This window comes from Streptomyces sp. NBC_00075 (assembly GCF_045041225.1).
Classification (GTDB): domain Bacteria; phylum Actinomycetota; class Actinomycetes; order Streptomycetales; family Streptomycetaceae; genus Streptomyces; species Streptomyces adonidis.
On the sequence record NZ_CP108243.1, the window covers coordinates 2,219,671 to 2,241,960 of the forward strand.

Annotated in this window: 16 protein-coding genes; 4 read left to right on the forward strand and 12 right to left on the reverse strand. The window is 71.1% G+C overall.

Going from position 1 to position 22,290, the window contains the following annotated elements:
- Positions 1-17: 17 nt before the first annotated feature.
- Entirely contained in the window at positions 18-1,526 is a 1,509-nt protein-coding gene (locus tag OG787_RS09515) for an LCP family protein (RefSeq protein WP_369034675.1), read from the forward strand.
- Here the strand turns inward: OG787_RS09515 and OG787_RS09520 are convergent.
- The 8 genes from OG787_RS09520 to OG787_RS09555 all read right to left on the reverse strand — a co-directional run bounded on the left by OG787_RS09520 (position 1,517) and on the right by OG787_RS09555 (position 12,600).
- Positions 1,517-4,174, reverse strand: coding sequence for an HAD-IC family P-type ATPase (locus OG787_RS09520; protein WP_405534905.1), 2,658 nt, complete (start codon positions 4,172-4,174; stop codon positions 1,517-1,519). The genes OG787_RS09515 and OG787_RS09520 overlap by 10 nt on opposite strands.
- Entirely contained in the window at positions 4,164-4,520 is a 357-nt protein-coding gene (locus OG787_RS09525) for an ArsR/SmtB family transcription factor (protein WP_369034673.1), read from the reverse strand. Before OG787_RS09525 ends, OG787_RS09520 begins: the two co-directional genes overlap by 11 nt.
- Before the next feature lie 9 nt (positions 4,521-4,529).
- Entirely contained in the window at positions 4,530-5,621 is a 1,092-nt protein-coding gene (locus tag OG787_RS09530) for a LacI family DNA-binding transcriptional regulator (protein WP_405534907.1), read from the reverse strand.
- Between the two features lie 95 nt (positions 5,622-5,716).
- Positions 5,717-8,068 carry a beta-galactosidase gene (locus OG787_RS09535; protein WP_405534908.1) on the reverse strand — a complete coding sequence of 784 codons (2,352 nt, stop codon included), beginning with the start codon at positions 8,066-8,068 and terminating at the stop codon, positions 5,717-5,719.
- The gene (locus OG787_RS09540; protein WP_369034670.1) at positions 8,065-9,825 is read right to left on the reverse strand and encodes a beta-galactosidase family protein; all 1,761 of its coding nucleotides are present in this window, start codon (positions 9,823-9,825) and stop codon (positions 8,065-8,067) included. The genes OG787_RS09535 and OG787_RS09540 overlap by 4 nt, the downstream gene beginning before the upstream one ends.
- 70 nt (positions 9,826-9,895) lie before the next feature.
- Positions 9,896-11,056, reverse strand: a complete 1,161-nt coding sequence (locus OG787_RS09545; RefSeq protein WP_369034698.1) for a sugar MFS transporter — start codon at positions 11,054-11,056, stop codon at positions 9,896-9,898.
- A 202-nt stretch (positions 11,057-11,258) separates the two neighbouring features.
- Positions 11,259-11,708, reverse strand: coding sequence for a hypothetical protein (locus OG787_RS09550; protein WP_405534909.1), 450 nt, complete (start codon positions 11,706-11,708; stop codon positions 11,259-11,261).
- Positions 11,709-11,814: 106 nt separating this feature from the next.
- Positions 11,815-12,600, reverse strand: a complete 786-nt coding sequence (locus tag OG787_RS09555) for an ATP-binding protein (protein ID WP_405534910.1) — start codon at positions 12,598-12,600, stop codon at positions 11,815-11,817.
- Positions 12,601-12,992: 392 nt separating this feature from the next.
- Between OG787_RS09555 and OG787_RS09560 the strand changes: the two genes are divergently transcribed.
- The 3 genes from OG787_RS09560 to OG787_RS09570 all read left to right on the forward strand — a co-directional run bounded on the left by OG787_RS09560 (position 12,993) and on the right by OG787_RS09570 (position 15,045).
- Complete coding sequence (locus OG787_RS09560) at positions 12,993-13,868, forward strand: helix-turn-helix domain-containing protein (RefSeq protein ID WP_369034667.1); 876 nt, start codon at positions 12,993-12,995, stop codon at positions 13,866-13,868.
- Between the two features lies 1 nt (position 13,869).
- Positions 13,870-14,124, forward strand: a complete 255-nt coding sequence (locus tag OG787_RS09565) for a DUF397 domain-containing protein (RefSeq protein WP_369034666.1) — start codon at positions 13,870-13,872, stop codon at positions 14,122-14,124.
- A gap of 105 nt (positions 14,125-14,229) precedes the next feature.
- On the forward strand, positions 14,230-15,045 hold the full coding sequence (locus OG787_RS09570) for an SAM-dependent methyltransferase (protein ID WP_369034665.1): 816 nt from the start codon (positions 14,230-14,232) through the stop codon (positions 15,043-15,045).
- 20 nt (positions 15,046-15,065) lie between these two features.
- Here the strand turns inward: OG787_RS09570 and fxsT are convergent, their stop codons facing one another.
- The 4 genes from fxsT to OG787_RS09590 are packed head-to-tail and all read right to left on the reverse strand — an operon-like array spanning position 15,066 to position 22,244.
- Positions 15,066-18,941: an FxSxx-COOH system tetratricopeptide repeat protein gene (gene fxsT, locus OG787_RS09575; RefSeq protein ID WP_405534912.1), complete on the reverse strand. Its 3,876-nt coding sequence runs from the start codon at positions 18,939-18,941 to the stop codon at positions 15,066-15,068.
- A complete protein-coding gene (locus tag OG787_RS09580) occupies positions 18,938-19,936 on the reverse strand; it encodes a hypothetical protein (RefSeq protein ID WP_405534913.1) in 999 nt (332 codons plus the stop codon). Before OG787_RS09580 ends, fxsT begins: the two co-directional genes overlap by 4 nt.
- 5 nt (positions 19,937-19,941) lie before the next feature.
- Positions 19,942-20,931, reverse strand: coding sequence for an AAA family ATPase (locus OG787_RS09585; RefSeq protein WP_405534914.1), 990 nt, complete (start codon positions 20,929-20,931; stop codon positions 19,942-19,944).
- A 5-nt stretch (positions 20,932-20,936) separates the two neighbouring features.
- Positions 20,937-22,244, reverse strand: a complete 1,308-nt coding sequence (locus tag OG787_RS09590) for a toll/interleukin-1 receptor domain-containing protein (protein ID WP_405534915.1) — start codon at positions 22,242-22,244, stop codon at positions 20,937-20,939.
- Between the last annotated feature and the right edge of the window lie 46 nt (positions 22,245-22,290).

Here is a 22,290-nt window from a genome sequence, read left to right on the forward strand (position 1 = left end):
ACGTGAGAAGGGCGCCGATGACCACCAGCACCAGCAGGCGGGCCGTACCAGCACGACACCGGTCCGCCGCAGGCACCCGGCGGCGCAAATCGGGGCGCCGGGGACGGCTGGCACTGGGGATCGTCCTCTCGTTCCTGCTGCTCGTCGCGGCCGGCGCCGGCTGGGTCTATCTGAAGCTGGACGGTGACATCAAGACCTTCGACTCGGGCGGCATCTCGGACGACCGCCCCGCCGAGGGCTCGTCCAAGGGCGAGAACGTCCTGGTCATCGGCTCGGACGCGCGCAACGACGGCAACGCGGCGCTCGGCGGCGGCGACGTCAACGACATCGGCCGTTCCGACACCGCGTTCCTGCTGCACGTATACGCCGACCACAAGAACGCCGTCGCCGTCTCCATCCCCCGCGACACCCTGGTCACCATCCCGCCGTGCAGGCTGCCCGACGGCAAGTGGACGACCGCCCAGCCGGACACGATGTTCAACGAGGCCTTCTCGGTCGGCGAGACCGAGAAGGGCAACCCGGCCTGCACGCAGAACACGGTCGAGAGCATCACCGGGCTGCGCGTCGACCACACCGTCGTCGTCGACTTCAAGGGCTTCGCCGCGCTGACCGACGTGGTGGGCGGGGTGAAGGTGTGCCTCCCCCAGAAGGTGTACGAACGTGACCTCAAGCCCAAGCTCCCCACGCGCGGCAAGCTGCTCTTCGACAAGGGCGAGCAGGAGGTGTCGGGCCAGAAGGCGCTGGACTACGTCCGGATCCGGCACGGCATCGGCGACGGCTCCGACATCGGCCGTATCAAGCGCCAACAGGCCTTCGTGGCAAGCCTGATGAAGGAGGTCAAGAGCAACGGCCTGAGCCCGACCAAGCTGCTCCCCCTCGCCGACGCGGCCACCAAGTCGCTGACCGTGGACCCCGGTCTGGGCTCCGCCGACAAGCTGATCTCCTTCGCGATGTCGCTGAAGAACATCGACCTGCACAACACGAAGTTCGTCACCATCCCCTGGCGGTACGAGGGTTCACGCGTCGCGATCGTCGAGCCCGACGCGAGTGACCTCTGGGCCGCCCTCAAGGCGGACCGCACCCTGGACGGCAAGGACGCGAGCGGCAAGAAGAAGGCCTCCCCGAGCGCGAGCCCCAAGGCCTCCCCGACTCCCGTGTCCGGCAAGGGAATCGCCGTCGCCGTCTACAACGGCACCACCGTGACGGGCCTCGCCGCGAAGGCCGCCGCCGAGCTGACCGCCGACGGTTTCACGGTCACCGGCACGGCGACCGCCAGCTCCCAGGACCACGCGACGACGGTCATCGAGTACGGCCCCGACCACAAGACCGAGGCCCAGACGGTGGCCCGCGTCTTCCCCGGGGCCGCCCTCCAGCCGGTGACGGTGGACGGCATCAACGTGGTCGTCGGTGAGTCGTACCAGGGCGGCGCCACGGCCTCGCCGACGCCCACCGCGGTCCCGAAGGACGTGGCCGAGGGCGCCCGTTCGGCGGACGACAACCCCTGCTCGAACCTCAGCTACGGCTGAGCCGGACCCACGGCTGACCGATCCCTCGCCGTCGACGAGCGCCGCCGACCGACGGCGAGGGCACCCCCGTACAGCACCGGCACGACCACCAGACCCGCGTAGTACGACCCCGGCAGCCCCACCAGCCCCAGCGAGTCCCCGACCGGAGAGGGGGGCAGCAGCAGCCCGACGGCGGCGAGCGCACCGGCCGCCCGTCCGACGACTCCCGCGCCCCGGCCCCCGCCACCGCCGCGCAGGAGCAGCATCACCACGGCCTGGGTGAGGAGGTTCTCGGTGAACCAGGCCGAGTGGAAGACGGCCCGGTCGTCCAGGGTGTCGGGCCCGTGCAGCGCGAGTGCGAGCACGCCGAAGGTCGCGAGGTCGGCCACGGCGTTGAGCGCGCCGAAGCCGCCGAGGAAGCGCAGGAAGTCACGGGTGCGCAGCACGGTCGGCCGGGCCAGGACACCCGGCGCCGGACGGTCGTACGCGTACGCCAGTTGGGCCGCGTCGAAGCACAGGTTCTGCACGAGCACCTGCGCCGGAAGCATCGGCAGGAAGGGCAGCAGAAGCCCGGCGGCGAGCATCGCGACGACGTTGCCGAGGTTTGAGGAGAGCGTGACGCGCAGATACGTGGCGATGTTGCCGCTGCTGTGCCGCCCGGCCGTGACCGCGTGGGCCACGGCGCCGAGATCCTTCTCCCCGAGGACGACATCGGCACTCTCCCGGGCCACGTCGACGGCGTCACGCGGCGCGATCCCGACGTCGGCGGCACCCAGCGCGGGCACGTCGTTCACCCCGTCCCCGAGAAAACCGACGGTATGACCATCGGCCCGCAGCGCGGCGACGATCCGGGCCTTGCCGGCCGGGGTGCAGCGCGCGAAGACGGTCGTACGCCGGACCAGATCCGCCAGTTCGGCGTCCGCGAGGCCGTCCACCCCCTCCGCCACCACCCCCGGGGCGAGGCCCAGGTCGCGGCAGGCGCGGGCGGCCGTGCCCGGATGGTCGCCGGTGAGGATCTTCACGCCCACGCCCAGCGCGGTGAGATCGCGCAGGGCATCGGCGGCGGTGGGCGCGAGGTCGTCCCGCAGGGCGACGAAACCCCGGAAGGTCAGGCCGTGTACGTCGGCCGGGGTCCAGGCGCGGGTGCGCGCGGGCCGCTCGGCGGTGGCGACGGCGAGCAGCCGCAGCCCGCTCGCCGCCTCCCGGGCGGCGCGCGCGAGCAGCCGTTCCCGCTCGGCGGGGTCCAGCGCGCACCGCCCGACGACCTCGGCGACCGCGCCCTTGACCACGAGGACATGGGTCCCCAACCGCCCTCGTACGACCGCCGTCGCCAGCCGCCGCACCGGATCGAAGGGCAGCGCCGCCACCCCGTCGTACCGCTCCCCGACCGGCCCCGCCGCCGCGAGCAGCGCCTCGTCGAGGGCGTCCGGGGTGGGGAGTTCGGCCAGCTGGAGGGTCCACCAGGCGGCCGTGGCGGCCCAGTCGAGCGCCGGCGGATCGTCCCGACCGTCGGCGTCAAACGAACGTTCGACGACCGGGCGGTCCTGGGTGAGGGTGCCGGTCTTGTCGAGGCACAGGACGTCGACCGCGCCCAGGTCGTGCAGCGCGGGCAGCCGTTTCACCACGACCCCGTGCGTCCGGGCGAGCCCCGAGGCACCCCGCGCCAGACAGGTGCTGACGACGACCGGGAGCATCTCGGGCGTCAGCCCGACGGCCACCGCGACGGCGAACGGCAGCGTCTCGGGCCCCTGTCCGCGCAACGCCGCACTCGCCATCAGCACGAGCGGCGGGGCGAGCAGCATGAACCGGATCAGCACCCAGGAGATCCCGTGCAACGACCGGTCGAAGGCGCTGAGCGCCCCGCGGGAAGTGCGGTGTTCAAGCTGCGAGACCGTTGGTGCGGCCGGCCGCGCCCCTCGGCGGAGTCGCTTGCGGACACAGTGGCACGTGAAGCGCACCGGAGTTCGCCGGATCCGAGCACTCCCGTCCGGGCGCACGGCTCCCCCGTGCGCGCCCGCGAACCGTGTACGCGCCCCCGTGGCCACCACCACGGCGGTGGCACTCCCGGAGGCGACGGCACTGCCCTGGAAGCACAGTTCGGGCCGCGCGAACACGCCCCGGTCCGCCGCATCCGGGTGTACGCCCTTCACCACCGGCGCCGACTCGCCCGTGAGCGGCGCCTGGTGCACGGTCAGGCCGGTCGCGCGCAGCAGCCGTACGTCCGCCGGAACCAGGTCGCCGGGTCCGAGCCGGATCACATCGCCCGGTACGAGTTCGGCGACCGGGATCTCCCGGGCGAGCGGCGGCCCGCCCGCAGCCGGGCGGCGCAGGACGGTCGCGGTACCGGCGACCAACTCGCGCAGCCCACTGAGGAAACGTTCCGCCTGATGTTCGCCCGAGGCCCGCAGCACGCAGCTGACCGCGACCAGGGAAAGGATCACCGAGGCCGTCCCCCAGGCCGTGACGGCCGCGGAGACGAGCCCGAGACAGAGCAGTACGGCGGTGAAGGGGTCGCGCAGACTCCGTACGAACCGGACGGGCCACCGAATCGGACGGGCGGCCGGGACCACATTCCCCCCGACCACCGCCAGCCGCGCCTCGGCCTCGCTGTCCGTCAGGCCACGCGGGAAGTCGTCGAGGCGGCTCGGCGTCCGAAGATCAGACTCCACGGAGGTGCCGTACGGACGTGTCCTCGGCCCGGTCGGTCAGCCGTCCGACCAGCAGCCGTACGACGGTGACGACGTCCGGGTCGTCGACGAAGTACACCTGGCGGCGGCCTTCGCGCCGGGACCGGACGAGCCCGGCGAGTCTCAGCTTGGTGAGGTGCTGGCTCACGGCGGGCAGTGCGCCGCCGACCCGCTCGGCGAGCCCGGTCACATCGCTCTCGCCCTGGGCCAGCGCCCATACGATGTGCAGCCGGGCGGGCGAGGCGAGCAGCCCGAAGGCCCCGGCGGCCTCCGCCAGCACCTCGGCGGACGGATCGTCGGAACCGGAGCTACCCGTACCTGTTACCACTCGCCCAGTTTAGGCCGGTGCGGGACCCGTGCTGCGCCGCACGATGAGGTGGGCGGGGATGACGGTGACCAGGCCCGTGTCCGGCTCCGCACCGACCGTCGTACTCGCGTTCGCCTGGCCGTCGATCCGCGCCAGGAGCAGCCGCAGCGAGCGGGTGCCGATCTCCTGGAAGTCGGTGCGGATGGTGGTGAGCGGGGGCAGCAGATGGGCCGCTTCGGGGATGTCGTCGTAGCCGACGACGCTGACGTCGTGCGGGACCCGGCGGCCGGCCTCGTGGAAGGCGCGCAGCGCGCCGAGCGCCATCTGGTCGTTGGAGGCGAAGACGGCGGTGACGTCCGGATCGCGGGCGAGCCGCCGGCCCAGTTCGTATCCGGAGTCTGCGCTCCAGTCGCCGACGAGCGGTTCGGGCACCTCGGTCCCGGCCTTCTCCAGGGTCTCGCTCCAGCTCGCGGCCCGGCGTTCGGCGGAGGTCCAGCCGATGGGTCCGGCGATGTGCCGGACCGTACGGTGACCCAGGTCCAGGAGGTGTTCGGTGGCCAGGCGCGCTCCGCCCCGGGAGTCGGCGGTGACCATGGGGGTGTCGTCGCCGAGGGCGTTGTCCATCACGACGAGGGGGATGTCGAGGTGAGCCTCGGCGAGCGCCTTGCCGACCCGGCGCTGCGGGGCGATGGCGATGACCCCGTCGGCGCCCTCCGCCGACAGTCGGTCCACGGCCTGGACGACGGTGTCCCGGTCGGCGGTGTCGAGGGCGATGGAGCTGACCAGGTAACCCGCGTCCTGGGCCGCGGTGTTGATCGCGGTGAGCGTGGAGGCGGGCCCGTAGCGGGCCGCGTCGAAGGAGATCACCCCGAGCATCCGGGTCCGTCCGCTGGCCAGCGAACGCGCGCTGCGGCTCGGCCGGTACCCGAGCGACCGCATGGCCTCAAGCACGGCTTCCCGGGTCTCGGCCCGTACGGCCGGGTTGTCGTTGAGCACCCGCGACACGGTCTGCTTGGAGACACCGGCCAGCCGCGCCACGTCGTCCATCACCGGCCGCGTGCCCGCGAAGTTGCGCCGGCTGCGTCCCTTGGGAGCGGCGCCGCCTCCGGCACTTCGGGTCATGGGGATGCTTCCTTCGACGTTGTCCGTGGCGGTCGTGCCCCGCCCGGCTGGCCCACAGGATAGGCCGCCGGGCGACGCTCACCACCGACCGGGACCTACCCGGTGATCACCTGAGTCCGTACGGTGACCCATTCGACGCGCGAGATGCGGGCCTCCCCCGCCGGCACGGGCACCGGCAGGTACACGGGCGGGTCGGCGGCGAACGGCAGCACCTTCATCCGCAGGGCGCCCTCCGGGACCCGGTCGAGGGCGATGTCCCAGATCCGCCCCGAGGAGAACTGGTCGGCGACCAGCGTCTCCCCGGCATACGCGCGGGCCACATCACCGGTCCAGTGGACGCGCAACAGCGTTCCGGTGCGCGGGAGTTGGTCCGGTACGTCGATGAGGTACTCGGCGGCGGACGTGTCGAAGTACTTGTCGGCGGGGGCACTGGCCCGGTCCAGTACGCCGGTGACGGTCTCGGGGGCGGGTCCGGCGGCTCGGAGGAGGGAGACATCGAGCGTGCCCGAGTCGCCGCCCGTGGGGAGCGTGTAGCGGGTGAACACCCCGTCGGCGGCCACGGCCAGGTTCTCGCCGGGAGGCCGCTCGGGTGCGGGCAGCACGGCGAACGAGGTCTCCGCCGCCGCACTGTGCACCCGCACCTCTCCGGCCGGTTCGTCGAAGACGACCCCGTCCCCGGCGTCGCACAGGACCAGCCGCTCGGCCCCCCAGGCCACACCCCGGTAGGCGGTACGGGCGGTCGCCGCGTCCAGCACCAGCAGACCGACCTGTCCGCCGTCCAGCGTGCCGACCTCGACGAGGGCGTCGGTGCCGGGCCGCAGCCCGGTGACGAGGAAGCGCCCGTCGGCGGACACGACCTTCCCCATGGGCGTGTGCACATACCTCAACGTGCTGATGTCCAGGGCCAGTTCGACGTCCACCCCGTCCGTGGCGGCCAGCACGAGAACGGTACGTCCGCCGACGTCGACCGTGCCCACGGGCTGGGCGGTGGCCCAGTCGAGCCGCAGTCCTGCCACATCGAGCCGTAACGGCCAGCAGAAATAGGCACCTTGAGGAACCGTCACCGGTGCGCTGGGAACAGTCAGTTCGGGCCCGTCCGGAAACGCCACCGTGAACGACGTGTCCGGATGGTCGGGCAACGGCTCATGCGGCTGATGGTTGTTGACGAAGAGGAACCCGGAGTCGCCGTCACTCCGCACGGCCCATCGCAGCGTCTCCCGGTCGTCCTGCCCGGCCGGCTGCCGCTCGGGCAGCACGGACTCCATGGGTGCGATGCGCTCGCCGAAGTCCGCCAACAGCAGGTGCTGGAGGCGCAGTTCGTCGTACGAGGGCCGGTACTGTCCGTACTCGCCGAGCGGTGCCTGGAAGTCGTACGTCAGGACGGGCAGGTCGTTCGGGTAGTCGGTGGCGTGGGACTCCTGGAGGGTGCTCAGCTCACCGGCGGGATTCGTGCCGCCGTGGAACATGTAGTAGCCCTGCCAGACCGAGCCGCATCCGATCTTCGTGAGCCCGAGGGCGCCGATGTCGGCGGCGTCGACCCGCGGGCGGCGGTGGTAGGCCACGGCCATCCCGCCGCCCAACTCGCAGGTGGCCCAGGGGAATCGGTCGGTGGGCGCCGGTTCGCCGCCTCGTACGGTCGTCGGTCGCAGGTCGGCGCCGATGCCCTCGTCGTCGCGCTGGTGGGTGAAGAAGAAGTGCTTGCGGCAGGTGTCGGACCAGCCGCCGTCCCACTCGGTCCAGAAGGTCTCGGTGTAGCCGCCGTACAGCGGAAGCAGTTCGTCGGGCGGGAGTTGGACCCCGCCCCAGGCGGTCGAGGTCCAGAGCGGGGCGCTCAGTCCGGCCTCCTGCGCCATCCGTTTCAGGGTGAGGAGGTGGCCGGGCTGGTCGTACAGCTCGTTCTCGATCTGGATGGCGACGATCGGGCCACCGTGCGCCCGGTCGAGCCCTTTCAACTGCTCGGCGATCGCGGTGAACCAGCGGTGTACGGGTCCCAGGTAGTCGGGGTCGTCGGTGCGGGGTGCGGTGGTGCGAGTGAGCAGCCAGTCGGGCAGGCCGCCGTTGCGGACCTCGGCGTGGCTCCAGGGCCCGATGCGCGGGATGAAGTCGAGGCCGTGGCGGGCGCAGAGTTCGGCGAAGCGGCGCAGGTCGCGGTCGCCGTCGAAGCGGATCCGGCCCTCGATCTCCTCGTGGTGGATCCAGATGAGGTAGCTGGCGACGGCCGTGACACCGGCCGCCTTCATCTTCAGCAGTTCCTCCTCCCACTCCCCGGCCGGGTAGCGGGAGTAGTGGAACTCGCCGGAGACGGGGAACCAGGGGCGTCCGCCGCGGGTGAACCAGCGGCTGGTCACCGCGATCGGGTCGGCGACGCCCGGCGCGTCGGTGAAGGGGAGGTGGCCGGTGAGCGGGGGTCCGGCGGGCGCCGGGATCCGGAGGGAGTGATGGGTCACGGTTTCACCGGTCCGAGGTCGGGGGTGTCGGTGAGCAGGGCCTGTGCGGAGGTGGTGGCGTTCAGCTCAAGGAGCACCAGTTCGTTGGCGCCGGGGCGCAGTACGGGCGCGGGGACGTAGAGGGTGCGCTGCGGGCCGCGGTTCCAGTAGCGGCCGAGGTGGAAGTTGTTGATCCAGGCCTGGCCCTTGGTCCAGCCGGGCAGCGACAGGAAGGTGTCGGCGGGGGCGTCGACCTCGAACGTGCCCTTGTAGAAGGCGGGTTGGGTGGCCGGGGTCGCGTCGGCGGGCGCGAAGGGCAGGGCGCTGAGGTCGTCGAGGGTGAGGGGGTGGCTGTCCCAGCCGTGCAGGGCGGTGCCGTTGAAGGTGACCGCCCCGAGGAGGCCCTTGGGCGAGCCGATGCGCGGCCCGTAGTTGACCCCGCCCATGTTCTCCACGAGCACCTCAACTACCGCTCCGGCGAAGGGAATCCGGACGGGCAGGGTCTCGTCGTGCCGCTCGCGTTCGAGTACACCGACGGGGGCGCCGTCGACGAACACCTGAGCCCGGTCGCCCACTCCGCCGGCGAAGTGGAGCAGCCCGTCGCCCGCGAGGGGAGCGGTGGTGCGGTACAGGACGTACCCGGCGCGCAGCCCCAGCTCGTCCATGGTCGCCGGTTCCTCGGTGCGTACGGGCTTGGCAAGAACCCCCACATGGGGCAGCAAGGACGCCCGCTGCCCCAACTCCACCACCGTGGGCGGGAGTTTGCGGCTCGGCGCGGGAACAGGCTCGTCGGGGACGGGAGCGTGCCGGGCGATCACCTCGCGGAAGGCGTGGTACTTCGGTCCGGGGTCGCCGTTCTCGGTGAGGGCGGCGTCGTAGTCGTAGGACGTGACCATGGGCTGGTAGGCATGGTCGTGGTTGGCGCCGTTGGTGAAGGCGAAGTTGGTGCCGCCGTGGAACATGTAGATGTTGACGGACGCGCCCGCCGAGAGCAGCCGGTCCAGGTCGGCGGCGGCGTCCGCCGCGTCCCGGACGTGGTGCTCCTCGCCCCAGTGGTCGAACCAGCCGATCCAGAACTCCGAGCACATCAGGGGCCCTTCGGGCTGATGCTCCCTCAACTGCTCAAGAGACCGGTCGACTCTGCTGCCGAAGGTGCCGGTGGTAAGCACCCCGGGAAGGCTGCCGGCCGCCAGATGCTCGGGGTTGGCCTGGTCGCAGGTGAAGAGCAACTCCCCGATGCCGCGCGAGCGCAGGGCCTCCGCGAGGTGTTCGAGATACGCGGCGTCGTCGCCGTACGCCCCGAACTCGTTCTCCACCTGCACGGCGATGACGGGACCGCCCGACTCGGCGAGATACGGCAGCAGCGGAGGCAGCAGCAGATCCAGATAACGGTCGATGGCGCCCGTGAAGCGGGGGTCGCTGGAGCGCAGCCGGATGTCGGGGTCGGTGGTGAGCCAGGAGGGCAGCCCGCCGCCGTCCCACTCGGCGCAGATGAACGGTCCGGGCCGCAGCAGGACGTGCAGCCCCTCCGCCTTGGCCAGCCGCAGATAGCGCGGCAGATCGAGGATCCCGTCGAGGGCGAGGGTGCCGGGCTCGGGCTGGTGGAGGTTCCAGGGGACGTACGTCTCCACGGTGTTGAGGCCCATCAGCCGGGCCTTGCGCAGCCGGTCGGCCCACTGGTCGGGGTGGACGCGGAAGTAGTGCATCGCGCCGGAGATGATCCGGAACGGCTCGCCGCGCAGCAGGAAACCGTCGGACGTCGTGGTCAGGGCGGGCATGCGGGGGCTTCCCTTCGGTTCGTGGACTCCAGCCGGTCCGCTGGAGGGTGGTGGTCGGTGAGCGAGGGGGTCAGTGGGTGCGGGTCGCCCGGATCAGCCAGATCGTGGCGGCCAGACAGAGCGCCGAGACCCCGCCGAGGAGCAGCGGTACGGCCCGTACGCCGGACCACTCGATGGCCTTGCCGAGCACCGGTCCCGCGGCCACTCCCCCGGCCATCGACGCGGCGATGACCACGGCACCGGCTCTCCGGGCGCGTGGGGCGGCGCGGTTCAGCCAGGGCAGCCCGGTGGGGAAGATCGGCGCGATGAAGAGGCCGACGCCCGCGTAGGCGTAGGGGGCGAGTCCGGGTATCGCGGCCAGCAGCAGGCAGCCGGTCATCCCGGCGCAGGACACCGCGATGATCGACTGGGCGGAGTAACGCAGAGCGAGCGGCGCGACCAGGAACCGGCCGATCGTCATCATCAGCCAGTACACGGAGGTGGCCGTGGCGGCGGCTCCGGCGCCGTACCCGACCGTCTCCAGGTGCGTCGGCTCCCAGCCGCCGACGCCCGCCTCGATGCCCACGTGCAGGACATAGAGGGTGACGAAGACGCCGAGTACGGAGCCCAGGCTGCGGGCGAGCGGCTGCCCGCCGGGGACGCCGGACTCGGGTGCGGGGGTCTGCTGCGGTACGTGTTCCCGTACGCCCCGAAGGCACAGCAGCAGGGGCAGGTTGGCGAGCGAGAATGCGAGGAAAACGGCCGGATAGTGCTCCGAGCCGACCGCGCCGATCAACGCCGGGCCGAGGATCGCGCCGATGCCGAAGTGCGCGTTGAGGACGTTCAGCATCGCCGTCGAACGCTTGCCGAAGCCGACCGCGAAGAGCTGGTTGAGGCCGTAGTCGATACCGCCGAAGCCGAGCCCGGCGAGCAGGGCGGCGGCCAGCGCGACGGGCCAGTTCGGCGCCAGCGCGAAGCCGGCGGCGCCGACGGCCATCAGGACGTACGAGCTGCCGAGGATGCGCCGGTTGCCGATCCGGACGTACAGCCGGTCGAAGAGCAGCACCCCGGCGACCCCGCCGACGAAATGGGCGCTCAGCCCGAGACCGGCGGCCGACGGGGAGAGCCCGAACTCGTCGCGGAGGGCCGGGATCGCCGGACCGTACAGGGCCTGGAGGGCCCCGATCAGCACGAAGCCGAGACAGGAGGCGACCACGGCGGCGGGGCTGAAGACGGGGGCCTCTGGGCCGATGGGGGTGGTCCGTCGCTCGGTGACCGTCGGTCGTGCCGTCGGTTGATCGGTCACGTGGACCCCCGTCACCTGTGGTCGAGAACGCGGCTGAACTCGTCCTCGCGCCGGTGCGGGGACGGCATCGATGTTACCGGTAACATTTGTGCCGTCAAGATCCCCCGAGGCCTTTCGCCTCAGGGGATTCGCAAGGGAGTCGGCAGGATCAGCCGATGGGGCCGAGCGACCAGCTGGGAACGCTGCCGGCCAGTCGGCAGGCGAGGAAGTACAGCGGTATCGGCGGGGTGTACGGGGAGTCGCCCTCGGGGCTGTGGATCAGCCGGGGCCGGACGGACGGGGACGCCGGTCGGGTACGCGTCCAGGACGGGTCGGCGAGCTGGGCGCCGACCACGTAACGGGTGCTCGGCGGCCAGGTGACTCCGATGTGGGAGCCGGACGGCACGATCCACCACCAGCGCTGGTCGTCGGCGAAGACACAGCCGACGCGGGGCAGGCTGTCCATGATGCGCTGCCCGTGCTCACGGGGCGTGCCGACGGCGTCGCAACCGAGCGTGGCGGTCGCCGCGAGGCGTTGTCGGTTCGCTGCGGCGCCGTTGTGGCTGGGCGCGCAGTTCCCCGCGCCCCTTTGGGGCGCTGCCGGACCGTAGCGGATCACGCCGGAGCCGTCAGGGATGCCGGGGCGCCCATGCTGGGGCTTTGTCGCGGGGGGTGCGTGGAGCGGCGGGGGCCTGAGGTAGGTCACCGGGTCGTGCGGGCGCGGGTCAGGAGCGGGAGTACGGGTGGTGCGGGGCGAATGTTCCGTACGGTCCATGTGAGGCGGTTCCTTCGGCCGAGTGGGGGACGGGCCGGGTGCGGTGCGGGGCCGGCGGCTGCCAGGGGGCCGGCGCGGCGACCTGTGCCGCATGAGCGGCGGGTGGGGTCGGGGGTAAGACGGGGGCGGGTCTGACCGGGGCCGGGGTGTCGGGCGTGGCGGGGGCGGGGGGTGTGGCGGCGGGCTCGGTGGTCACGGAGGTCGCGCGGTCGGCGGGAGCCGACGTCTCGCCCGAGGCCGAGGCAGCGGCGGGGGCATGCGGCTCGACGGAAGCCGAGCCGGCCGCGGGGACAGACGCCTCGCCGGAGGCCGAGGCCACGACCGGCGCCGCCGGTTCGTTGGCGCCCGTCACCTCAGCCTGCTCTGCTGAGAGTTCGGCCCAGACGATGCGCCCGGAGCCGTGCGGGGCGTCACGGACGCCCCAGTCGCTGCTCAGGATGCCGACCAGCAGGAGTCCGCGTCCGCACTGTTCGTCGGGACCGGGCATGCGCTGGGCCGGCAGGGTCCCGCCGCGGTTCTCGTCCTCGACCTCGACGTGCAGCCGCCCGGCGGACAGACGCAACCGGCACACGATGCGCTCGCTGGCAGTGTGGGTGAGGGCGTTGGTGACGAGTTCGGAGGTCACCAGGAGGGCGTTGTCGACGGTGTCGTCGCCGACGCTCCAGGCGCCGAGCAGTTCGCGCACCTTCCGGCGAGCCGCGCCGACGGAGGCGGGAGTCGCGGGCAGAGCGAACATGCCCGACTGCGGAGAGTGTTGCGGAGAGTACTCGGAGGGGCCGGCGAGCCTGTCCCTGGGCAGTCGGCCGAGTGGCTGGGGGAGGGAGGGCGGAGCCATCGCCGTTCGCCTTTCGTCTGCCTGCGCACCCTGGCCGGTGCGACGCCACCCCGACGCGAGCCACGAGTAGGTCAACCTGCCTCGAACAAGCGCAGGTTGCAGCCCCTTCTCCCCCAACAGGGCCATTCAGACTCGTCGTTCACCGTTTCCGGGAAGGTACGAACACTGTGACACCTGACAACAACGGCTCGCAACCAGCAAGTTGAAATTTGCAATTCGTGCGGTGCATGCTGCTTCCGTCGAAAGATGATCGTGACAGACTGCGACCCTGAGCCCGGTGTGAGGGGGTAGGTGTGACCGCGGAGACCGACTGGGGTGGCGCCCCCTCCGTCCTGCGCATGATCCTCGGCAGACAGCTGGAGGAACTGCGGACGCGCGCCGGTCTCACGTACGAGGACGCGGGTGTGGCGATCGGTGTCAGCCACTCCACGATCCGCAGGATGGAAGCCGCCAAGGTGGCCCGGCTCCGCCTGCCGGACGTCGAGAAACTGCTACAGACGTACGGGGTGACGGACCAGCAGGAGATCGACACGTTCCTCAAGTCGGTCCGCGAGGCCAACAAGCGCGGCTGGTGGCACAACTACCGGGACGTACTGCCCGACTGGTTCGCCGCGTATCTGAGCCTGGAACAGGCGGCGTTGCAGATCCGTGCGTACGAATCGCAGTTCGTGCCGGGCCTGTTCCAGACCGCGGACTACGCGCGTGCACTGCTGGGGGCCGGCAATCCGCACGCCTCTTCGGAGGCGACGGACCGCCGGGTGGCACTGCGCCTGCGGCGCCAGGAACTGCTCACCCGCGAGGCACCACCGCGGGTGTGGATCGTGATGGACGAGACCGTGCTGCGGTGGCCGGTCGGCGGTCCGGAGGTGATGCGCGCGCAGATCGACCATCTGATCGCGATGAACGCGCTGCCTCATGTGACCTTGCAGATCATGCCGTTCGGCAACGGCCCGCATCCCGCGATGCGGGCCGGAGCGTTCCATCTCTTCCGTTTCAGGGCACCCGAGTTGCCGGACATCGTCTATCTGAGCGGTCTGGTCGGCGCGGTGTATCTCGACAAGGCCGACGACGTCGTCGTCTATCGCGAGGCCCTGGACCGGTTGGGCGCGCAGTCGGCGCCCGCCAGAAAGACCGAGGCCATCCTCGGTGCGATTCGCAAGGAGCTCTGACATGCACCACCCCACCCACCCCCACCACCCCGTACGAAACGGCATGCCCGCCCGTGAACTCGGCGCCCGGGGCTGGTCCAAGCCGTGGAGCGACGACGCGGGCGGCGCCTGCGTCGAAGTGATGAAGCTCGCCGACGGCCGGGTCGCCGTCCGCCAGTCGACCGATCCCGACAGCCCCGCCCTGGTCTTCACCCCGAACGAGATGACAAGTTTCCTGGCCGGTGTGAAGGCGGGTGCAGCAGACTTCCTGCTCTGACGAACAGACCTGCCGTACAGAACTGATGTACTGAACTGACGTACTGAACTGCCTTGTTTCTACTGAGACTTGACTCAGACTCACCACGTGAATGGGAGGGGCGGCGTGCCCGACAACGGATGGCCGGCCGACCGGATCGACACGGAGAACGCACACTCCGCGCGGATCTACGACTACATCCTCGGCGGTAAGGACTACTACCCCGCCGACAAGGAAGCGGGCGACGCCATGTCGCACGAGTGGCCCGCCCTGCCGATCCACATGAAGGCCAACCGCGACTGGATGAACCGAGCGGTGGCCTACCTGGCCAAGGAAGCGGGCATCCGCCAGTTCCTCGACATAGGCACCGGCATCCCGACCTCCCCCAACCTGCACGAGATCGCCCAGTCGGTGGCCCCCGAGTCCCGGGTGGTCTACGTCGACAACGACCCGATCGTCCTCACCCTCTCCCAGGGCCTGCTGGCCAGCACCCCGCAGGGCCGGACGGCGTACATCGAGGCGGACTTCCAGCACCCGGAGGCCATCCTCGACTCCCCCGACTTCCGGGAGACCCTCGACCTGACCAAGCCGGTCGCGCTCACGGTGATCGCGATCGTCCACTTCGTCCTGGACGAGGACGACGCGGTGGGCATCGTCCGCCGCCTCCTCGACCCCCTCCCCTCGGGCAGCTACCTGGCGATGTCCATCGGCACCGCCGAGTTCGCCCCCGAGGAGGTGGGCCGCGTCGCCCGCGAGTACAAGGCCCGCAACATGCCGATGCGCCTGCGGACGTTCCCGGAGGCCGAGGAGTTCTTCGAGGGCCTGGAGCTGGTCGAGCCGGGCATCGTCCAGGTCCACAAGTGGCACCCGGACGAGACGAGCGGCGAGGGGATCAGGGACGAGGACATCGCCATGTATGGGGCGGTGGCTCGGAAGCCGTAGGAGCGACAGGGGACCTGTGGTCACTCCGGCTGCGGTTCGAAGTCCCAGTAAGGCCGTTCACCCTGGCGCACCGCCAGGGTGAACGGGCTGTCCGGCCCCAGCGCCTCGACGAGCTGCCCGAGCGTCTCCCGCTCCAGGCGGTCGGCGGCGTCGGTCTGGCGGAGGGCGCGCAGGTCGGCGGCCAGCGCCGCCTTGCACATCAGGGTCAGGGGATGCGCACTGCCCACCACCCGCGCCGACCGTTCCATACAGTCCCGGCTGTATCCGGCAGCCCCCTCCGGGTCCCCCACGAGGCTGCGCGCTCCGGCGACATTCAGCGAACAGCCCAACGTCCAGGGGTGGTCGGCACCCATCGCGGCGGTCATCCCGCGCAGTGCGCGCTCGGCGATGCGGAGCGCCTGGTCCCGGTCGTCGGACTCCCAGAGCGTGAGGCCTACGTTGCCTGCTGTGCCGACGGAGAAGGGGTGGGCGGTGCCGAGCAGGTCCGCGTAGTCGCGGGCGACCCGGTCGGCGAGGGTCCAGGAGCGGTCCAGGTCGCGGTGTTCGCGGAGCAGGGAGGCGTAGTCGGCGGCGACGAAGAGGGCTTGGGGGTGGCGGGGGCCGTAGAGCTGGCGGGCCAGGTCCACCACCTCGCGCATGCTCCGTTCCGCTTGCGGCAGTTGGCCGGAGCGGCGCAGGCACAGGGCCACGTTGTGTTCGGCGACCATCGGGTTGACGCCGTAACGGCCCATGAGTTGGTGGTAGTCGCTCAGATTTGCCTGTTGCCGGACGAGAGCCTCCCCATAGTGACCTAGGAGGCGCAGCGTCCAGCAGCAGCGCAGTTCGTTGTAGAGCGATCGGTAGTGTCTCCGGCCCACCTCCTCCCGCAGCCGCGCGACTATCGAGGTGTACAACTTCAACGAGTCGTCGTAACGCCCGAGCAGGCCCAGTACGTTGGCGAGGTTGGAGCGAATCTGCCGGCTCCGGATGCCCTCGGCTCCGTGCACTGCCGTCTCGACACGCACGGTGTCCTCGTACAGCTCAGATGCCTCGCGATACGCCCCCAACGCCACCAGGGTTCCGCCCAACCCGTTTTTGGCGCGCAGCAGTTCGTAGTCCTCAGCCTGCCGCCGTTCCGACAGCCGGTCGACGACCGTCCGCCCCACCGCTTCCGCCTCCTGGTAACGCCCCATCCGTCGGAGCATGTTCGCGTGCTGGTGGGTGAGGATGAGCATCTCGCTGCTGTCCGGTGGCATCCGGCTGTGCCACCGCGCGATGGTCAGTTCACACAACCTCAGCCCTGTGCGTGCCTCACCACGGCCGCGCAGGTACTCGACACAGTTCAGGACCAGCCCGGACACCGCGTCGCGGGCGCTGTCCAATGCTCCGGAGATCTCCAGATGTGGAATCAGCTCGGCATAGCGTGACCAGGTCCGGGTGTCCAATGGGTCGCCCGGATCGGCGGCCGCCAGCACACCGCACGCGACCTGCGAGAACAGATCACGCTCGTCCTCGCTGAGGCCGTCCCGCAGCAGGGAGTGGTAGAAATGGTGCACCTCGGCCCGCTCGACCCCGTCGTCGCCGAACACCAGTCGCACCGCCGATGTCTCCGCCAGCATCTGCAACGCCCCGTCCCACGCCTGGCGGTCGGCGGCCAGGGCCGCGATACGCGGCGACAGGCCGGTCGGATACTCCGTCCGCAGCAGCCGTACGGGGACGGAGTCCGGCGAGAAGCAGGTGAAGAGTTCGAGCAGTTCGACAATCGCCGGATGGCGTTGCTGAAGCGACTCCAGCGTGATCGACCAACTGCTCTCCAGCGCCTGCGGATACCCGGCCGCATCGCCGGCCCCACCCCCGCCCGGCTGCCCCAGCCTGGCGGGGTGACCGTTGTGGACACGCTCCAGGTACTCGGCGACGGGCATGGGGTGAGCGTCCAGCCAGCCCGCTGTGTGGGACAGCAGCAGAGGCAGGTCCTGCACAGCCTCCGCGAGCAGATCGGCTTCGGCGAGGTTCAGCCGGGGGGCGCGACTCCTCGTGTACGCGATCGACTCCGCGCGGGAGAAGGCGGGTACGTCGATGCGGTGGACGCGGTCGTTGTCGGCCCAGGCACGGCTGTTGGAGGTGATGAGGACGTGCCCCACGCCCTCCGGCAGCAGGTCCTCGATCTCGGTCATGTCGTCGGCACGGTCCAGCACCAGGAGCCAGCGGTGGTACGGCTGTCCGATACGCAGCGCCGCCTGGACCGCGCGGATCCGGTTGCCGATGCCCTGCCCCGCGGTGAGGCCCAACTTCGGTGCGAGTTCGGAGAGTTGTTCGCGGGCCGTGCCCTGGAAGCCGGCGCTGATCCACCACACGACGTCGTACTCGTTGCCGTACCGGTGGACGTACTCGGTGGCCGTCTGCGTCTTGCCCGTGCCGGACGGGCCGAGCAGCACGCAGCGGTGGCTGTCGGCCGCACCGGGTTCCTGGCCGGGGGCGAGCAGGGTCTGCCGTATCCGGGCAAGAAGGGTTTCGCGCCCGGTGAACCGGGGGTTGCGATGCGGGGCGTTGGAGACGGCGGGTGCGGTGCCGGGGAACCGTGGATCGACGGTTCGGCGGTCGCCGCTTCCGGTGCCGGCCCCCGTCAGCGGCGTACCGAGGAGGTCGAACAGGCGGCGTACGGCCTCGCGTTGGTCGACTCCCCGCAGGTCTGCCAGCGGCAACGCCCCGACGGCGGCGGGCCGTTCACCCGCGCCGACGAGGACTGCCGCCAGTTGTCCCGGCCAGTCGGCGGCCGCTTCGGGCAGGGCCGCGTTCCATTCGGCGTCGCTCCGGCCGCCGAGCCGGCAGTCGGTGTCCCCCAGCACGAGCAGGGTCCGCCCCGGTCCGCGCAGCAGCTCACCGAGTTCGTCCCACAGCACCCGTCCGGGGTCCGGATGCCAGGTCACCGCCGTCACACCGAACCCGGCGTCCTCCGCCTGATCGGCGACCCAGGTGCCCCAGGCCTGGCTGGCGCCGGTGTGGGCGACGGTGATCCGCCGGTCGGCTTCGGCGGACCTCCGCCTCCGCGCCGGTTGTTCGAGCACGGGGCTGGGAGCGGGCAGGGCGTAGACGGCGCCGTCGGCCGCGAGCAGTTGTACGGGCCCCCAGCCGACGCGTTCGGTGACGGTGGCGCCCCGCCTCACCAGCAGGGTTCGGGGCAGCGGGTCGTCGAGCAGGTCCAGCACTCTGGGGTCGGTGTCCGGAACCTCGACGGTGAACCCGCCCACGCCGTCGGCCCGTTCACCGAGCAGCAGATCCGGCCCGTACCGGCGTACCCGGAGCGGGACACGAGGCAGCCGGGCCGCGATCAGTCCGATATCGGTCACCGAGAGGCGTTCCGGGAGCTCGGGACGCAGGGTCACTCCGGACAGCCGGGCACTGGTGACCGTGGCGAGCTGCCAGGCGGTGGTGGTACGGCGGACCGGCTCGGGCAGCCGCGGCCAGGCACCGGCGAACCAGCGGGCCACCCCGTCCCGGCCCTGCTCGACCAGGGCCCGCAGGGCGGGCTCCAGCGCCCGTTCGATGGCCCGGTCGGCGCCTGCACCGTCCCGGATCGCGAGCCAGGTGGCCCACTCCTCGGCGAACAGCGCCGGTGAACGATGCTTGTGCAGCCGTTCGATCACGGACCACAGGGTGTGTACGGGCGCCCCGGTCGGTGAACCGGCAAGCCGGTCGGCGAGTTCGGCACGCAGCGACGGCAACAGGTCGCCGCGGAGCGAGACATAGCCGTACCCGCGCCGCTCCACAAGGTTCCCGAACCACAGGTCGACCTCGGCCGAGACATCGAGCAGCGGCGCCACCGTGATCCGTACCGCACGCATCAGTTCGGGCTCTATACGGCTCGCGACGCTGAGCAGAACGGCGAGTTCATGGCCCTGGCGGGCCGGGGGGCTCATGGGGGACCACCCGCGCCGCTTCCCTGGAGCCCTCCGACAACCCGCCCCACAGTGGTTCCCCGGTCCCAGGCGACCACCCGTAACCGGGACTGCCACCAAGCGGGCCAGAGACGTTCGGGAAGCGGCACGAGGGCGACGGTGTCGCAGCCGTGCTGCCTGATCCGGAGCAGGATCTCCCGCCATTCGTGTTCGGTGCTGCGGTGCGGGTCGAACACCGGGCCGATCCTGCCGAGGCCGGACAGCAGGAGTACCCGAGTGCCGTGCTGGGGCGGCTGGTAGGGCCGCCAAGTGCCGCGCGGCCCCGCGCCGACACCTCGGGACGGGCAGTCGGCGAAGCGCAGCACCCTGGTTCCGGCGACGCCGACGAGGCTTCGGACCTGTTCGATGGCGTCCTCGACATCCCGGGCGAAGGGTTCCATGGAGGCGGAGATGTCGGCGAGGATCTGCACTCCGTAGCGCAGGGTGGGGAGGGGGCGGCGCGGAATCTCGGCGAGGGGCAGTCCGCGGGCCAGATGGTCGGCGGCCCGTTCGACGTCGAGGTCGCCTTCAGGCGTGACACGGGCAAGGGCCGCGTGGAGCACGGCCGCGGTCGAGCGGGGGGCGAGCAGTGGCAGGTGCGGGGCCGCGCCCACTTCGGCCAGGGGGACGGACCGGGGAGCGGGCAGCGGGTCGACGGCCCAGCCGGTGCGGCGCGGCGGCCGGTGGCCGACGGGGACGAGCAGCGTGGACTCCTCGTCGGCACGAGCGGGCCGGGCGGCGTCGGGTGGTTCGGCATACGGCCGCGGATCTCCGTCGCCGACCGGGCCGCTCTGTCCTGGGGCGGAAGCCGGTTGCGGCAAGGCCGTCACGTCCGTCGACGGTTCGGCGGGAGGCGTGGGCCCGGTGCCCGGGCCGAGGCCGAGGAGGGCGGCCACGCGTTCCCAGCCGCTCCTGTCCGTGACGTCGAGGGTTGTGGCGGCGCGGACCACGTCACCGAGCCAGATCTCCCGTGGCACCGGCCTCACCACTCGTCCCCCGCGATCTGCTGGCGCTTGATGAGGACACAGTTCTTCAGCCACTCCCAGCGTTCGCTGCCGAGGGTGATCCCGAGGGTGAGGCAGGCGCGCAGCGCGTCCAGGAACTCGGCCGTGCTGGGTTCGCGCAGCCCGATGGTCATGGCCTGTTCCCGCACTTTGCCCAGCTCCACGGCGAGCGCCTCGGCCAGCCGCAGTTCGCCGTCACCGGCACTTCCGTGCCAGGTCTTCATGTGCTCCTCGGCGATCCTGACCAGGCTCGGCACATCATGATCGGGCAGCGTCTCCACCACGCACCGCCGGAGGAAGGCCTGCGGAAGTTCACGTTCGTCGTTGGTCGTGATGACGACGAGATGCCGGGAGAAGCGCGGGTCGACCTCTCCGGTGGGCCGCTCCAGCCGCACCTCGGTGCCGGTCTCCATGACGGTGAATCGATGCGAACCGAGCGGCACCAGAAGGCTGTTGGGTACGTCGGGATCGGCCTTGTCTATCTCGTCGATGAGCACGACGGCGTGATCGGGACTGCGCCCGGCGTTGACCTCGGCGGACGGGTCCAGGCACTCGGACCCGGGCGCCCTCTCTCCGGCCGACCGCCCTCGCCGTGCCGCGGACTGTGGCGCCAGCGCCCACCACAGCACGCCGGGTTCGACGTACGAGGCGTCGTCGAGACCGACGGCCCCCTGCCGATGGGCCTGCGCGTCGGCGAGCCGACGAACGCTGTCGTAGCGCCACAGGAGTTCGGTGGACCTGGTGGCGTAGGTGATGACGTGGTCGTAGTACCGCCAGCCGCGCTGTCGGGCGATGAATGGGGCCAGGGAGGACTTCCCGGACCCGGGCCGACCACGCAGGAGCAACGGCCGTCCGGTGGCGAGGGCCACCATCACCGCCTCGTCGATGCGTGGGGACATCACATAGATCTCGCCGTCCCCCCGGTCGGGGCTGAGGAACGACTCCTCGGGGCTCCGGTGCTCCGTCATCGGGCTCATCCCCTTCCCCGGGGCCGCCCGGGCCTGTCGTCGTCCCCGCCCCTGCCATGACCCCAGTCGTTCAACATCCCGTAGGCGACCCTGATCGCGATGCGCTCGTCGTCGGCCCCGAACGGCGGCACAAGCAAGGAGGCGTCTGCGAGCCGCCCGGGTCTGGGGTCGTCGTCCGTCAGCTCGTCCCGCGGAATGAGAAGAATGTGCAACCAGGGAATCTGTCCGTGCAGCCAGTCGACGACGCGCTCCGCCTCGTCCAGGGAACAGTGTTCGGCGAAGATCACCACGTAGGTGTCGCAGTCGGGCAACTGCGGCGCACTCGCCAGGCTTTCCCGGTCGGTCATCCCGAACCGGGCCCTGATGGTCCGTTCGCACCGGTACCGGAGCTCCTCCTCCGGGTCCTCCTCGCCCGGAGGCGGAGCGCTGACGACGATGGGCCAATAGCGGCTGTAGTCCATGCAGAAGGCCCGGCCCAGGTAGTACTCCCCGGTGTCCGGGTTGCGCACGCTGAGCACGACGGTGCGGGGCCCGGTGCCGTCACCGCCCGGCAGCACGTGCCGGGCGGAGGTAGCGTCGATCCAGACCGGCAACAGCAGACGGACGAGCTGGTCGAGAGCCGTGCTGTCCATGTGCCGGGCGATCTCCCCGACGGCGTTGCGCAGTGCCACAGCGTTGTGCGTGTGCAGCATCTGCGCGGCGAGGAAACCACAGCTGACATCCGTGACCGGGGCTCCGGCCAGATGCCGGTCGTGCATCCCGAGGGCTCGCCCCATCCGCGCGAGCCGGCTCATCGTACGCACCTGGCTCAACTGTGCGGTGATGTCCTCGGCCCAGCGCCGCACGGGGTCGTCGTCCTCTGGCAGGGACGGAAGTGGGGGAAACGCCCGTACGATGACCGCCGCGGCTTCGGCGGGATCCTGCGGTTCCTTCTCGGCGTCGCCCGCCCCGGCCCGCTGCACGAGCTGAAGGGACATCAGGTCCTCGAACCCGGCCCGGTCCATGTCCTCCGGGGTCACATCGCCGACAGCCGCGGGAAGGACGAAGAACGACTGGTTGAAGTGATGGCGCCACATCAGGATGTCGACTTCCCGGTGCACCCAACCCGAGGCGAGCGCCGTCCTGTTGAGCAACACGACAGCGGCCCGGCATTCCAACAGCCACTCGTACAGCCGCGGATGCCATTTCTCCCCCGGCAGGAGTCCGTCGGCATCGACCAGGACGTCGTATCCGCGCTCACGCAGCCCATGGACGACCTGTAAGCGCACCGCTGTGGCATAGGAGTCGCCGCGCGTGCTGTGGCTGATGAACACCTTGTTCAATCCCCCGCCCCCAAGTCCCCCGGCTCTAAGGGGATTC